The following is a 14,348-nucleotide window of genomic DNA, read 5'->3' as shown; positions in this document are numbered from 1 at the left end:
AGGTGGGATGCATTGCAGCGGCGGATGGATCGGAAGGCGCGTTGGCAGGAGCGTGCCTGCGCGCGATGTGGCGTTACCGGGAAAGCCCGTTCGCGCTCGGGCGCGCTCCTACATGCAACAGCGTGCGTTCGTACTGGGCCAGGTCGGTTTCCAGCTGCCATTGCAGCCGAGCCTTCTCGCTGCCCTGGCGGAATGCTCGACAGGCAGCATCATCGGTGTCGCGCTGCAACGCGGTGGCGCAGGCCTGCGCAGCGTTACCGTCGGCATCCCACAGGCTGGTGCCCGGCAGGAAGCTGTAGGTCAGGCCGTTGCGGGCCAGCTGCTTGAGCGTGGGGTAATCGATGCCTTGTTCCTCCATCGCACGTTGATATTCGTGGGTCATGTCCGCGCGGGAGACGCCGGCATCATCGGTGGACAGCACCACCGGCACACCGGCGCGCAGATACATCGCCAGCGGATGCGCGGCGCCTTTGACGCCAAGGATCACATCGTTGCTGGTGAGGTTGATCTCTACCGCAACCTGTTGGTCGCGCATGCGCTGCAGCAGTCCATCAACGTCGTCTTCGTAGGGAAGGTCCACGCCGTGCCCGATGCGGCGTGCACCGACATCCACCGCCTGGCGGATGTGCGAGCGCAGTTGCGCCGGCGGCACCAGGCCCAGTGCCAGCTCGCCGGCATGCAGGGACAGCGGCACGTCGGGATAGCGTGTGGCGAAGAAGCGGAACATCGCCATGTGGCGGGTGTAATCGGCCAGCGCCACCGGGTTGTCTTCGGGCGCGACGATGTTCAGCGCCACCGCGCGGCTGCCGCCGGCGGCGATCAGCGCGTGCGCCAGCGCCATCTGCCCGAACACCATCGGCTGCGGCAACACGCGCAGCACATAAGGCACGTAGCGGTACGTCACCTGGCAGCCGGGACGCGCAGTGGGCTGGTCGCAGTGCAGCACACGGCGCACCTGCGCGTCGGTGTCGGCAAGCGCGCCTTGTGCGGCCTGCACCAGCGGTGGCAAGGCATCCTGCAGGGCGCGCAGGTTGGCCGCGTCGTCGTCGCCCTTCCATGGCAACGCCTGCATCTGTGTTGCCGCCTGGTCCATCTGTGGCGGGTTGGCGATGATTTCCACATACGGCACGCGGTCGCGCGCGGCCTGTTCCAGCACCGCGGCCACGGTGTCGGCAACGCGCATGCGCACCACCGCGTCGAACTTGCCGAAGGTGCTGAAGAACTGGTCGTGTCCGGTGGGCTGCGACGGGCTGGGCAGGAACTTGCGCATCGACAGGGCATCCACCAGCTGGCCATACAGCGCGGCATTGCGCGTGGCCAGGTCGCGTGCGGGCTCCTGACCCTTGGCGCATGGCGGCGCACGCAGGCTTAGGTCGTCCAGTTGCACGCAGGCGCCATCGTCGCTGGCCCACTGCAGGTAGTCCTCGGCATACACCGAGCCGGACAGATGATTGTGCAGGTCGCCGCCCTTGGGCATCGCCTGCAGCCAGGCACGCAGTTGTGCAGGGTGATCGGCGGCGGTGCGCAACAGCTGCGCCACCTGCTGCTCGCGTTGCTGTGCAGGCGAGGCTTGGTTGCGTGCCTGCGCGGCGGTGGGCAACAGGACGCATAACGCCAAAAGCAGGCTGCGATGAACGATGGACATGCGTTGGAGAACTCGGAAAGAAAAAACAATGGCGCAATCACGCCGCCGGTAGACGCAAAGCATGCCTTGCAGCGCGGTGGACGGCCAGCGGTTGAGGTGGTTTAGGTCGGTACGGGAGATCACGCCGGCCGCACGTTGCACGGGTGAGGCTGCAAGACACCTCCGCGTTGCATGACATAACGCGTGAGCAGCTGCGCATGTCGCCCGCCAGATGCGGAGCCTGGCTTCCAGCGCCGCGGCTTGCGGACGCGCTGCATTGCATGCTGCGCGTCCGCACATCCGGCGTGACACGCACAGGGGCATCGCAAACAATCACGCTGCATGGACGGAGTGCTCTCCGACGTCGGGCACACGATACGTGCGGGACCTGCGCGGTGCGCATTGCCTCGCTGTCCCGGACAGACACTGTGCCCTTGCGACGCTGGGCAGTGTGTCGGGCTCATCGGCATCGCGGGTTGTCATGCGCCGTGGTCGCCGGCTGCATCGGTCAGTGCAGTCGTCACGCGTGCACAGCCGTGGTGGCAATGTCACTGCTTAGGCAGTCACGACAGACAGGCACCTTCAAAGATCCAGCACCAGCCGCGGCGTGCGGCTACGCGAACAGCACAGCGTGATCTGCCGGTTCTGCGCGTGCTCGCTGTCGCTGAGCACACTGTCGCGGTGGTCGGGCGTTCCGGCAATCACGCCGGTCAGGCAGGCGCCACACATGCCTTGCTCGCAGGACAGCGGTACCTCGATGCCGGCATCCAGCAGGGCGCTGGCGATGCTGCAGTCGGCCGGCACCTGCACCACGCGGCCGCTGGCGGCCAGTTCCACTTCGAAGGTGCTGTCGGCATCGTGGGTCAGGCCGGGTGCGGCGGCGGCGAAGTGTTCGCGGTGCAGTTGCTCGGACGTCCAGCCGTGCGCCTTGGCGAGCGCCGTGAAGTGGTCCATGAAGGCGGCCGGCCCGCACAGGTACAGCTGGTCGCGCGCACGTGCCTGTGCCAGTTCGTCGGGCACATGCACGCGCGGGCTTTCGCCGCCGTCGCTCAGATGCACCTGCACCTGGCCGTGCGTGAAGCCCTGCTGCAGCCGCTGCCCGAACGCCACATCGGCGTGCCGGCGCGCGTAGTAATGCAGCACGAAGGGCTCGCCACGCGCTTCCAGCGCTTCGGCCATCGATAGCAGCGGGGTAATGCCGATGCCGGCGGCCAGCAGGACATGGCGCTCGCCCGGATGCAGGGGAAACAGGTTGCGCGGTGTGGAGATGCGCAGGCGGTCGCCGGTGCTCAGCTGCTCGCACAGATGCCGCGAGCCGCCGCGCGAGGCGTCGGCCAGCTTCACGCACAGCAGATAGTGGTCACGCACATGCGGCGCGCTGGCGATCGAATACTGGCGGATCATGCCGTCGGGCAGATGCAGGTCCACATGCGCGCCGGCCTCGAAGGCCGGCAATTGCGCGCCGACCGGCTCCAGCCGGATCGCGCGTTGGCGATGGCCCTGGTCGACGACCTCGGCAACGCGCACCTCGTGCAACTGCATGGCGTGCTCCTCGGCGGTCAACGCAGGAAAAAGTCGCTATAGCCCTGGCTGCGCAGGCCACGGCGATAGGCGATGGAACTGCGGTCGGCCGGGATATGCACTTCCAGCAGCGGGTCCAGCGGCAGGTATTCGGGGCGCTGCGCCTCGACCATGGCGCGGTCTTCCTCGAACACGCGCAGGTTGAAGGCGTGCACGTCCTCCACCGGCAGATGGGTGTCGAAGTTGCGCGCAATCGGCACCAGCAGGCGCGTCTTGTGCTTGGACACCGGGCTGGCCGCGTTCATGATCACCAGCCGCTTGCCCGGCACCGGGAAGTGGATGGTGAGGGTGGCGGTGAACGGCAGGTGCACCTCGAAATGGCGTAGCCACTGGAAGTTGGGGTCCACGTCCGGCAGCGGCATGTCCACCGAATAATTGGCCACCGAGCTCAGATAGTCGGCATTGAAGCCGGTCGGCGTTTCGGTGGTGGTGTAGGCCGGCACCTCGCGCTTGTCCGGCTGGGCAAAGGTGGCGGTGTGCACGAAGGCGAAATGCGCCACGTCGATGAAGCCTTCCAGCTGGCGCGCGGCACTGCCGCCGATATCGAACGCCGGGCAGACGATCTGCTGGAAACCCTCCTCGTCCCAGCCCGGCATCGGCGGGATCTGCACCTCGGCCTCGCTGACGCCGGCCGGCTTGGCAAGGCAGACCCAGATCAGGCCATAGCGCTCGGCCACCGCATAGGTGTGCAGGCGCATCTTGGCCGGGATGTTCTGATTGGGACTGGCCGGGATGTGGTTGCAGCGCCCGCCCGCGCCGAAGCGCAGCCCGTGATAGGCGCAGACCACGCCGCCGCCATCGGCGGTGCCCATGCTCAGCGGCACGCCGCGGTGCGGGCAGACATCGCGCGCGGCCACCAGCTCCTGGCCCAGCCGGTACAGCACCAGCGGCTCGTCCAGCAGGGTGGCCTTGAATGGCGCCTCGCCCACCTCGCTGCTCAGCGCCACCGCGTGCCAGTGCTGGGCCAGGCGTTGCCAATCGGCGGCGGCGAAGGTGCAGTGCAGCGGCAGGGCGGGGACGGCGACATCCATGGGTCCAGTCTCTGGCGGAGGGCGGGAGCGGTGCCGGATTGACTCTAGGAAGCCGGGGGTGTGTTATCAAACATCGATTTTCAGCCAAGCCATTGCAAAAAATGCAACACCAACCGGGCCCCGCCGCATGCTGACCTTTTCCCGCTTCACCCGTTACTTCATCGAGGTGGCCCGCTGCGGCAGCATCCGCAAGGCCTCGGAGGTGCTGCACGTGTCGGCCTCGGCGATCGACCGGCAGATCCTCAAGGCCGAGGAGGAGCTGGGCGCGCAGCTGTTCGAGCGCCTGCCCGGGCGGCTGCGCCTGACCGCCGCCGGCGAGCTGCTGCTGGTGGACGTACGCGGCTGGGAGAAGGCCTACGCCCGCACCCTGGAGCGCTTCGACGAGCTCAAGGGGCTGCGCCGCGGGCATGTGGAGATCGCCATGATCGACGCGCTCAGCGAGGGCGTGGTGCCGGCAGCGGTGGCGGCATTGGTGCAGGAGTACCCCGGCATCACCTTCAACCTGTCCACCGCGCGCAACCAGCGGGTGATGGAAATGGTGACCTCGGCCGATGTGGACATCGGCCTGCTGCTGGACCCGGTGAGCAGTGTGGACCTGGAAGTGCGCGCCTTTGCCGACATCCCGCTGGGCATCGCGATGCCGGTCGGCCACCCGCTCAGCACCCGCACCGAGCTGCAGCTGAGCGAAACGCTGGAGCATCGCCTGCTGCTGCCGGCCGCGCCGTTGATCGTCGGCGAGCATGCCAAGGTGCTGTACCAGCGCCAGCACATCGACGTGAAGCGGCTGACTCACTGCAACGACGTGCGCACCTTGCGCGGGCTGGTGCGCGCCGGTGCCGGCGTGGGCCTGATGTCGTGGCTGGATGCCGCACCGGATGTGGCCGACGGCCGGCTGGCGTTCGTGCCGTTCCGCCGCCACCTGACCAAGCCGATGACGCTGGCGCTGTGCGTGGCCCCGCAGCGGCAACTCTCGCGCTCGGCGCAACTGGCGATCCAGGCGCTGGCGGCGAAGATCGATGCGATGGTGGTGCCGGTGGTGGGGTGAGTGTGCTGCGCAAGCGGCCCTCACCCCTGCCCCTCTCCCGCAGGCGGGAGAGGGGAAAGACCGTGCGTTCATGCAGGCCGATGGCATGCCGGTACTGCCACTCGCATGCAGGCACCGCCGATAACACGCAGCTGACGCCGTGTGTCTCCCTTCTCCCGCCCGCGGGAGAAGGTGCCCGCAGGGCAGATGAGGGCATACCGGTACTGCCATTCGCATGCAGGCACCGCCGATACACGCAGCTCGCGCCGTGTGTCTCCCTTCTCCCGCCTGCGGGAGAAGGTGCCCGCAGGGCGGATGAGGGCATACAGGTACCGCCACTCGCATGCAGGCACCGCCGATAACACGCAGCTGACGCAGTGTGTCTCCCTTCTCCCGCCTGCGGGAGAAGGTGCCCGCAGGGCAGACGAGGGCATACCGGTACTGCCACTCGCATGCAGGCACCGCCGATACACGCAGCTGACGCCGTGTGTTTCCCTTCTCCCGCCTGCGGGGGAAGGTGTCCGCAGGGCGGATGAGGTGCCACTCGCATGCAGGCACCGCCGATAACACGCAGCTGACGCCGTGTGTCTCCCTTCTCCCGCTTGCGGGAGAAGGTGCCCGCAGGGCGGATGAGGGCAACGTCCACCCAGTACAATCACATCTGCTCTTTCAGGCGACACCGCAGCATGCAGTTGATCGATATCGGCGCCAACCTCACCCACGACTCCTTCGACCGCGACCGCGACGCAGTGCTGCAACGCGCACGCGAGGCAGGCGTTGCGCAACTGGTGATCACTGGCGCCAGCCGGGAACATTCGCCGCTGGCCTTGCAGCTGGCCCAGCAGCACCCCGGATTCCTCTATGCCACCGCCGGCGTGCACCCGCACCACGCAGTGGAATTCACCGCCGAATGCGAGGCCGAAATGCGCACGCTGCACGCGCATCCGCAGGTGGTGGCGGTGGGCGAATGCGGGCTGGATTATTTTCGCGATTTCGCTCCGCGGCCGGCGCAGCACAAGGCCTTCGAGCGCCAGCTGCAATTGGCCGCCGACAACGGCAAGCCGCTGTTCCTGCACCAGCGCGAGGCGCACGACGATTTCCTGTCGATCATGCGCAGCTTCGATGGCCGCCTGGGCGCGGCCGTGGTGCATTGCTTCACCGGCACCCGCGATGAGCTGTTCGCGTACCTGGACCGCGATTACTACATCGGCATCACCGGCTGGCTGTGCGACGAGCGCCGCGGTGGGCATCTGCGCGAGCTGGTGCGCAATATTCCGGCCAACCGGTTGATGATCGAAACCGATGCGCCCTACCTGCTGCCGCGCACGCTCAAGCCGATGCCCAAGGACCGCCGCAACGAGCCAAGGTTCTTGTCGCATATCGTCGAAGAACTCGCGCGCGATCGTGGCGAGGACGCGGCGCTGACTGCGGCCAACAGCACCGCGGCCGCGCGGGCATTTTTCCGTCTTCCTGCGCCTGCAGCCGCGGCATGAGGTGCGCGGCGTGGGCGATCACGCCGCCAGCAACTCCCAGCCCTGCGCATCGCGCAGGCGCAGCCCCAGTTGCGGTGCATCCACGCTGACCCGCACGCCGCTGGCCCATGGCAGCTGCCGCTGCTGCGGAAACCAGCGGCGTGCCTGATCGACCACGATCAACAAGCCATCATCGTCGCCCAGCGCGGCAAAGCCCTCGACCGCCGGCGCAAATGGCCGAACGCCGAAGTGATGGGCGACGCTGCTGGTCACCACCGCGACATCGTTGCTGGGCAGCCCGATCTCGCTCAGACACAGCAGTTCTTCGCCGTGGAACGCGCCGTCGCCGGTGACCACGTCCCGCACCGCCTGGCGCGCGATCAACTCCAGCACCGCGCCATCGGGGCCGGCGAAATACACCGAGTGCGATTGCCACACGCCATCCAGTCGAAACTGCCGGCGGCCGTGCGGATCGGCAAGTAGGTTGCTGCGTGCGCCAATCCACTGCGCAGCGGCGTCGAAGCGCGAGGGCGCCACGTTGAACGCCAGATGCACACTGCCCACCGGCTGCTGCGCCTGTACGCATTCTAGCGTGCTCCAGCCGATGCGAACGCTGTTGCCGTGTTGCGGCAGCTGCAGCACGTCCCGATAGAAGCGCAGGCTGAGGTCGGGGTCGAGGCAGGGCAGCAACAGGTGACGAAGATGCATGGCAGGCGCAGGTGGTGGAAGAAGCGGGCATTGAACGACCTCAATCGCGGTTGAGGTCAAGCCATGTGTTCGAATTCTGTAGAGCATCTGCCAGCGATAGCGAGGCGCGTGATGTCTGTGGCAGAGGCTTCAGTCGCGATGATGTCTGCAGGCCAGCCGCATCGTGCGCATGCGCACTTCTACAAGATCAGCGGTCGCTTGTGTGGCTGACAGGGTGTGTTAGTCAGATGTCGGCTCAAAAAAGCCAGCGCTAGAGCCGGTGGTGAGGAACGCGACCCAGCAACGTAAGCCTGCCTGCGGGTAGGAGCGCACTCGTGCGCGAGGGCGTTACCGGGACAGCCACATCGCGCCCAGGTGCGCTCCTACAACAGCCGCGGTGCGTTCGCTGTTATTGGCGCAACGTAACCTCGCTTAAAGCACTTCCGCCAGGGCCCACAGATGTCGGACCAGCGGCGCCGTGTCCAGGGCGCCCGGCGATACCGCCAGCGCGAGCCGGGCCAGCGGCATCTGGCCTTCGATCTCCAGATAGCGCACGCCGGGCAGTTGCAGCTGGGCGGTGGAGGCGGGCACCACCGACACGCCCAGTTCGGCGGCGACCAGGTTGACGATGGACGACATCTGCGGCGCTTCCTGGGTGATGCGCAAGGTCACGCCGGATTGCCGGCAGGCGGCGAGGATCTCGTCGTACAGGCTGGAACCGAAGCTGCGCGGGAACAGGATGAACGGCTCGCCCGCCAGCGCCGCCAACGGCGCGCTGTTGCGGGCGGCCAGCCGATGCGCGGTGGGCACGGCGATCTTCATCGGCTCGTCGGCAAAGCGCAGCAGTTGCAGGTCGGGCGGCGTGCTCAGGCCGTAGCGCACGAAGGCCGCGTCCAGGCGGCCTTCGGCCAGGGCCACCAGCAGTCCGGCGGTATTGGTTTCTTCCAGCAACAGCTCCACCCGCGGCCATTGCCGGCGAAAGTCGCGGATCAGATGCGGCACCACCGGATTGAAGGCGGCCGAGGCGGTGAAGCCCAGGCGCAGCCGGCCGGATTCGCCACGCGCCACCCGCCGCGCGGTTTCTGCGGCGCGCTCCACGTCGGCGAGCACGCGGCGCACCTCGACCAGGAAGGCCTCGCCGGCCGGGGTCAGCTCGGCGCCGCTGTGGGTGCGCCGGAACAGCGGCGTGCCCAGATCGCGCTCCAGCGCCTGGATCTGCTGGCTCAACGGCGGCTGGCCGATCCCCACCCGCGCTGCGGCCCGGGTGAAGTTGCCCTCTTCGGCGACGGCCAGGAAATAGCGCAAGTGGCGAAGTTCCATGCTATCTGTCCTGCATATGGCAACTGCCAGCATCATATATTGGACAGGGGGTCGTAGCGGGCGAATACTCGCCGTCCCTGTCTCGATGCTGCGCCCGTGTCCTCTCCTGATCGCCACGCCGGCAGCTCGCCGGGCACGCACGCCGGCCCTGCCGACGCACCCGCCGCCGACGCACCCGCCAGCGGCCGCATCCGGCTGGCCTTGTTCCTGGCCGGCTTTGCCACCTTCTCGCTGCTGTACAGCGTGCAGCCGGTGCTGCCCGAGTTTGCGCGCGCCTTCGGCGTGGACGCGGCCACCGCCTCGCTGCCGTTGTCGCTGGCCACCGGCGCGCTGGCCCTGGCGATCTTCTGCGCCGGCGCGGTGTCAGAGAACCTGGGCCGGCGCGGGCTGATGTTCGTGTCGATCGCGCTGGCCGCACTGCTCAACCTGCTCGCCGCGTTCCTGCCGCACTGGGGCACGTTGGTGCTGGTGCGTACCTTGTCCGGTATCGCGCTGGGCGGGGTGCCGGCGGTGGCGATGGTGTATCTGGGCGAAGAGCTGCCGGCCAACAAGATGGGCGCCGCCACCGGCCTGTATGTGGCCGGCAATGCCTTTGGCGGCATGAGCGGACGCATCGTGATGAGCGTGCTGACCGATCACTACGACTGGCGCACTGCACTGGCGATGTTGAGCGTGTTCGACCTGCTGTGCGCGCTGGCATTCTTTTGGTTGCTGCCGCCGTCGCGCAACTTCGTGCGCCGGCACGGCATCAATCTGCGCTTCCATCTGCGCGCCTGGGCCGGGCATCTGCGCGATCGCAACCTGCCGTTCCTGTTCGCGCTGCCGTTCCTGCTGATGGGCGTGTTCGTGTGCCTCTACAACTACGCCGGCTTCCGGCTGGGCGGGCCGGAATTCGGCCTGAGCCAGAGCCAGATCGGCATGATCTTCAGCGCCTATGTGTTCGGCATCGTCAGTTCGTCGGTGGCCGGCGCGGCGTCGGATCGCTTCGGGCGCGGCCCGGTGGTCAGCACCGGTATCGTGCTGTGCGTGCTCGGCGTGGCACTGACCCTGGCGCATGTGCTGGCGCTGGTGGTGGCCGGCATCGTGCTGCTGACGATCGGCTTTTTCATCGCGCATTCGGCCGCCAGCGCGTGGGTGAGCCGGCTCGGCGGTGCGCACCGCAGCCATGCCGCATCGCTGTATCTGCTGGCGTACTACGCCGGCTCCAGCGTGATCGGCGCGCTCGGCGGCTGGTTCTGGCAGCACGGTGGCTGGGGCGCCCTGGTCGGCATGTGCCTGACCTTGCTGGCGCTCGCCTTCGCGGCGGCCTACGTGCTACGCCAGCGCGCCGACGACGCGCGGCCGTACGGGCGCTTTGCGCCGCATCCCGCACGCGGCGAGTGATGCGGAGCGACCGGCGCGAGCATCCGGGAACCACCGAGGCCGATATGGACGCCAGCTGCGCGTCGCATGGGCGTGCCCGGCATGCGGGTGGTTGGCCTGGCGGAATCGGGAATCGGGAATCGGGAATCGGGAGTCGGGAGTCGGGAGTCGGGAGTCGGGAGTCGTAAAAGCTGGCGCGCGCGGTTGCCGGTGGCAGCGCTTGTCAATCAGGATCTGCTGCGCTTTGTCCAACAGCTCAACAAGGTCCATTGACGCCGCGTGACGGCAGGACCGAGCCGCAGGGCCCGTTGCGCCGTCCTGCCGACAGGCGCGCAGCGAGCGGTGCCGGCGCGCAGGTCGGCACGCCGCTGGCGGCAGCCGATGTCGCCAACGGCGGTCATGCGGTGGGCGACCTGCCGGCAGGTGCAGATCCGGTGGCCGGGTCGTACTGCGGATGGCTGGGGTCCATGCTGCGCGGCAACGTGGATGTTTCTGGTTGCAGCGCGCTTTCGCGCCAGGCGCGCACCAGCAGGTCGCGCAGCATCGCCGCGCCATCGCCGGCGGTGCGGTAGACCATCGCGCGGCCGTCGCTGCTGGAGGCATCGTCGAACGCGCCGGCCTTTTCCAGGCGATAGACCTGCTCGACACGGCCGGTGCCCACGTCGAGAAAGTCCAGGATCTGCTCGAACACATCGCCCTGCTGATGCGCCAGGGCCGGCATGCGGCTCAGCAGGTCCTGCGGGGTCAGCGCAATCTTGTCCACGTAATCGCTCTCGAACTTGCCGTGCACCTTCGGGTCGGTGCTGTAGCCGTTCGGGTTCGGCCCCTGCCAGCCGTCGTGGTGGATGCTGTCGTGCTGCGGCTGCGCGCCATCGCCGATGTAGTGCGCGAACCAGCTGACGTAGAACGCGCAGGTGCGTTCGAGCTCGCGGGTGTCCTGGCCCTTGGCACGCAGCGCGCGGAGTTGCCGCATGGTTGCCACGATGCGTTGGTAGCCTTCGGTGGCCGCGTACGGCAAGGTGCCGGCCCAGCGTACGTTCATGCGCTGCGCCCGTTGCGGGTCGCTGCTGGCGATGCGCCGCTGTTCGTCATACAGCGCCAGCACGAAGGCGTAACGCGAGCGCGGCGGGTGTTGCATGAAGGCGAACTGCTCGCGGAACCAGCCGTGGTTGGGGTCTTCTTCGATCTTGAGAAACGGCTCGCTCTCGCTGCGCCAGCCATCCGGCAGCGTGGCGCCGTTGGCAATCACCTGCGCGTATTGTTTGAGGAAGACCGGGCCGTCGTCGGGCAGTGCCTGCACGGCGGCGCTGTCGATGGCCGCGTGCGCACGGTGGCCCCAGGCGGCGGCATTGCCGGAACAGGTCGCTGCCGCAAACAGCAGCGCACAGGCAAGAGGGGAAGGTGTCATGGCAGTCCTTGTGGCCTGCAGTGCGTATGCCACGCTGCAGGCGATGGATCGGGAAGTGGAGCGCTGGTAGCGAGGCTGCGACACCCCGGACGTCGGTGCACTCAGAAGTGGTAAGTCACCACCAGCCGCGAGTTGCGCTCGTAGATCGGGCGGCCGTAGATCGGTTCGCGCGTGCCCTGGCCGGAGATGGTGTCGGTGCGCGGGTTGCCTTCGGTCAGCGCAAAGGTGTTGGTCAGGTTGTCGACCGACAGCTGCACATCCCACGGCCCGTTGCGCACCAGGATGTTGGCCGCCAGGGTGTCGTAGGCGGCCAGCTCGGTGGTGTTCTCCAGGTCGGCGTAGCGCTTGCCGACGTAGGCATAGCGCAACGAGGTTTCCCAGTCGAACGCGCCGGTGCTGAAGAACAGCGTCGGGCCGGCATTGCCGTACAGCTTCGGCTGGCGGTTGGGCATGTTGCCGTCCACATCGACCACCGCCACTGCTCCGTTGGCCACCACCTCGGTGAGGTCGGAGACCTTGGTGTCGTTGTAGGTCAGGTTGGCATCCAAACGCAGCCACTGCGCCGGCGTCCACACCGCTGCCAGTTCGATGCCGGGGTTGGTGACGCTGCCGCGGTAGTCCTTGGATTCGGCCGCGCCGGTCTGCGGGTTCACCGCGCTGGTGCCGATATTGTATGGGTCGTACTTGGTGTAGAAGGCGGTGGCGAACACGTCCAGGGTGTCGAAGTTGAGCTTGGTGCCGAGCTCGAACTGGTCGGCGGTGGGGATGTTGACGTTGCCTTCGTTGGCGCCCTCGCTGGGCGCGCGGTGCGCACGCGAGGCGCGGCCATAGATGCCGACCGTCGGGTTGATGTCGTAGTTGAAACCCGCGGTCCAGTTGGTCACGCCCACGTCCAGCGCGGTGTGCGCGCGGGCCCCGGTGAACAGGCGCGCGGCATCGTCGGCCAGGGTGTCGGCCATGCCCAGGTTGCCGGTGCTGCGCAGCATGCTCCAGGCGCGGTAGCGGTAGCGCTCGTGACGCACGCCGGCTTCCAGGCGCAGCGCATCGGTCACCTGCCAGGTGTCGGCGATGTAGGGCGCCAGCATGCTGGTGTAGGCCTTGCCCTGGGTGCGGTCGGCGCCATAGATCACCACACCGTCCTTGGTCACGCCGCCGACCACGTTGCCGGCCGCGTCGTAGCCGAGCAGGTCGATGGTGCGCGGGTTCTGCCGCATCTCCAACAGATAGCTCTGGTAACGCGAATTGTAGGAACGCGCGTAGTAGGCGCCGTATACGCCCAACGTGATGTCGTGGGTGTCGCCGCCCCAGTCGAAGCGGCGATGCAGGCGCAGGTCGTCGGCAAACGAATCGGCACGCACGTTCATGGCGCGGTACTGGCCCTGGATCACCAGGCCGTCGGTGCTGGCCGGATCGAAGCGGCTGCCATCGTCGGTGTAGACGTAGCCCAGCGAGCTCAGGCCGGGAAACGCGGCGCTGGCGGCAGCGCGGCGGCTGTTGGCATACGCGCTGGCGTCCTGCGGCGCATTGCTGGAATACAGCGCGTCGAAGGTCATGTCCAGGCGATTGACGATGGCCTTGTTGGACAGGCTCCAGCCATTGTCGAAGGCCAGGTCCAGGTTCGCGCCCAGATGGTTGAACTTCATGTGGCGGCCATCGGACAGGTCGCGCAGTTCGCGCTGCGGCGCGCCGTTGGCATCGCTGGACACGATGCTGGCGCGCTTCAGTTGCGCGGTGCTCAAGGTGCCGGTGAAGCGGTCGATCAACGGGTCCAGCGAACGCGAGGTGTCGCGCGGGTCGTACAGCGGGATCGGCATGTAGAACGCATTCTTGTCGTCCAGATGTTTGGCAGTGAAGGTGATCTTGCCGTGGTCCAGCGTGTGCGTGAGGTTCATGCGGAACTGCCCGCCCTCGTCGGCCGGAAAGTCCACGTCGCGGTAGCCGTCGTTGCGGCGCACGAAGCCGCCGGCAGCCAGATACCAGCCGTCGGCCAGCTTGCCCGACCAATAGCCGTCGAGCCGGTACAGCCCGGTGTCGCCGACAGTGGTGCGCACCGCGCCTTCGGGTGTGTCGCCGCCCTGGCGGGTGACGAAGTTGACGATGGCCGCGGCATTGGAGGCGAAGATCGGCGAGGGCCCGCCGCGCACGGTCTCCACCGATTCGACCATCAGGTCCGGGCGCACCAGGCCTTCGGTCTTGTAGAAGTAGCCGTTGTTGTCCGGGTAGGGGCTGATGCCGTCTTCCTGGATCACCGCAAACGAGCCCTCGTCGGGAATGCCGCGGATGCGGTAGACGTTCTGCACTTCGCCGCCGGTGGATTCGGCATAGATGCCCGGCATCGAGCCGATCAGGCTGGCGAGGTTGAGCGGGGCCAGCTTGTCGATCTGCTCGGCGGTCAGCGCGGTGATCGCGTACGAGGCATCGAACTGGTTCTGGGCCTGACCGGCGCCGGTGACGATCATCCGGTCCAGCGAGAAGATGCCGTCCTCGCTCTTGCGGGTGGCAGGCGTGGCGGGCGCGGCTTCCTGCGCGAGCGCGGGGGTGGCCAGGGTCAGTGCCAGCGCGACGACGAGCGGACGACGCGACACGGCACGACGCACTCCGGAGCGCGTCCGGGTGTGGGTGTAGGGCATGGCAGGGATGGGGGGTAGCGGGGGAGCTGCCCACTGTCGCGGCGCCATGTTTCCGCAGCGTTGCGTGTGCACCGGATCACGCTAACTGCGTGATCCGGCACCGCGATTTGTGACGTGGCGCCTGTTTTCAAGCGGTTTCAACCGTACGCGGCGGGCGGTGAAGGCATCAAGCGCGGCCGGCGTCGGCGATCAGCGCCACCGGGGCGGAG

At 67.6% G+C, this 14,348-nt stretch carries 10 protein-coding genes; 3 read left to right on the top strand and 7 right to left on the bottom strand.

From position 1 onward, the window contains the following. Window positions 1-73: 73 nt before the first annotated feature. From EO141_RS17830 to EO141_RS17820, 3 genes are all read right to left on the bottom strand, one after another. Entirely contained in the window at window positions 74-1,645 is a 1,572-nt protein-coding gene (locus EO141_RS17830) for an adenosine deaminase (RefSeq protein ID WP_164739285.1), read from the bottom strand. 561 nt (window positions 1,646-2,206) lie between these two features. Next, on the bottom strand, window positions 2,207-3,166 hold the full coding sequence (locus EO141_RS17825) for a PDR/VanB family oxidoreductase (RefSeq protein WP_164739284.1): 960 nt from the start codon (window positions 3,164-3,166) through the stop codon (window positions 2,207-2,209). A 17-nt stretch (window positions 3,167-3,183) separates the two neighbouring features. Next, a complete protein-coding gene (locus EO141_RS17820) occupies window positions 3,184-4,236 on the bottom strand; it encodes an aromatic ring-hydroxylating dioxygenase subunit alpha (protein WP_126972219.1) in 1,053 nt (350 codons plus the stop codon). Window positions 4,237-4,363: 127 nt separating this feature from the next. On the opposite strand from EO141_RS17820, the gene EO141_RS17815 reads away from it, so the two are divergent. Further along, entirely contained in the window at window positions 4,364-5,281 is a 918-nt protein-coding gene (locus EO141_RS17815) for a LysR family transcriptional regulator (protein WP_104583904.1), read from the top strand. A gap of 665 nt (window positions 5,282-5,946) precedes the next feature. Beyond that, on the top strand, window positions 5,947-6,753 hold the full coding sequence (locus EO141_RS17810) for a TatD family hydrolase (RefSeq protein WP_127169844.1): 807 nt from the start codon (window positions 5,947-5,949) through the stop codon (window positions 6,751-6,753). An 18-nt stretch (window positions 6,754-6,771) separates the two neighbouring features. Here the strand turns inward: EO141_RS17810 and EO141_RS17805 are convergent, their stop codons facing one another. Further along, entirely contained in the window at window positions 6,772-7,440 is a 669-nt protein-coding gene (locus EO141_RS17805; protein WP_127169843.1) for a hypothetical protein, read from the bottom strand. Window positions 7,441-7,851: 411 nt separating this feature from the next. Continuing rightward, the gene (locus EO141_RS17800; protein ID WP_115675692.1) at window positions 7,852-8,739 is read right to left on the bottom strand and encodes a LysR family transcriptional regulator; all 888 of its coding nucleotides are present in this window, start codon (window positions 8,737-8,739) and stop codon (window positions 7,852-7,854) included. A gap of 96 nt (window positions 8,740-8,835) precedes the next feature. Here EO141_RS17800 and EO141_RS17795 point away from each other — a divergent pair, with 96 nt between their 5' ends. After that, the gene (locus tag EO141_RS17795) at window positions 8,836-10,122 is read left to right on the top strand and encodes an MFS transporter (protein WP_206514821.1); all 1,287 of its coding nucleotides are present in this window, start codon (window positions 8,836-8,838) and stop codon (window positions 10,120-10,122) included. A 376-nt stretch (window positions 10,123-10,498) separates the two neighbouring features. Here the strand turns inward: EO141_RS17795 and EO141_RS17785 are convergent, their stop codons facing one another. Beyond that, window positions 10,499-11,509 (bottom strand): nuclease, encoded by a 1,011-nt coding sequence (locus EO141_RS17785; protein ID WP_127169841.1) that lies wholly within the window; start codon window positions 11,507-11,509, stop codon window positions 10,499-10,501. A gap of 101 nt (window positions 11,510-11,610) precedes the next feature. Beyond that, entirely contained in the window at window positions 11,611-14,094 is a 2,484-nt protein-coding gene (locus tag EO141_RS17780; protein WP_241236686.1) for a TonB-dependent receptor, read from the bottom strand. Window positions 14,095-14,348: the final 254 nt, after the last annotated feature.

The sequence above is a fragment of the Xanthomonas sp. BRIP62415 genome, assembly GCF_003993515.1.
GTDB classification, from domain to species: Bacteria; Pseudomonadota; Gammaproteobacteria; order Xanthomonadales; family Xanthomonadaceae; genus Xanthomonas; species Xanthomonas euroxanthea.
This window is presented reverse-complemented; position numbering and strand designations above follow the sequence as displayed.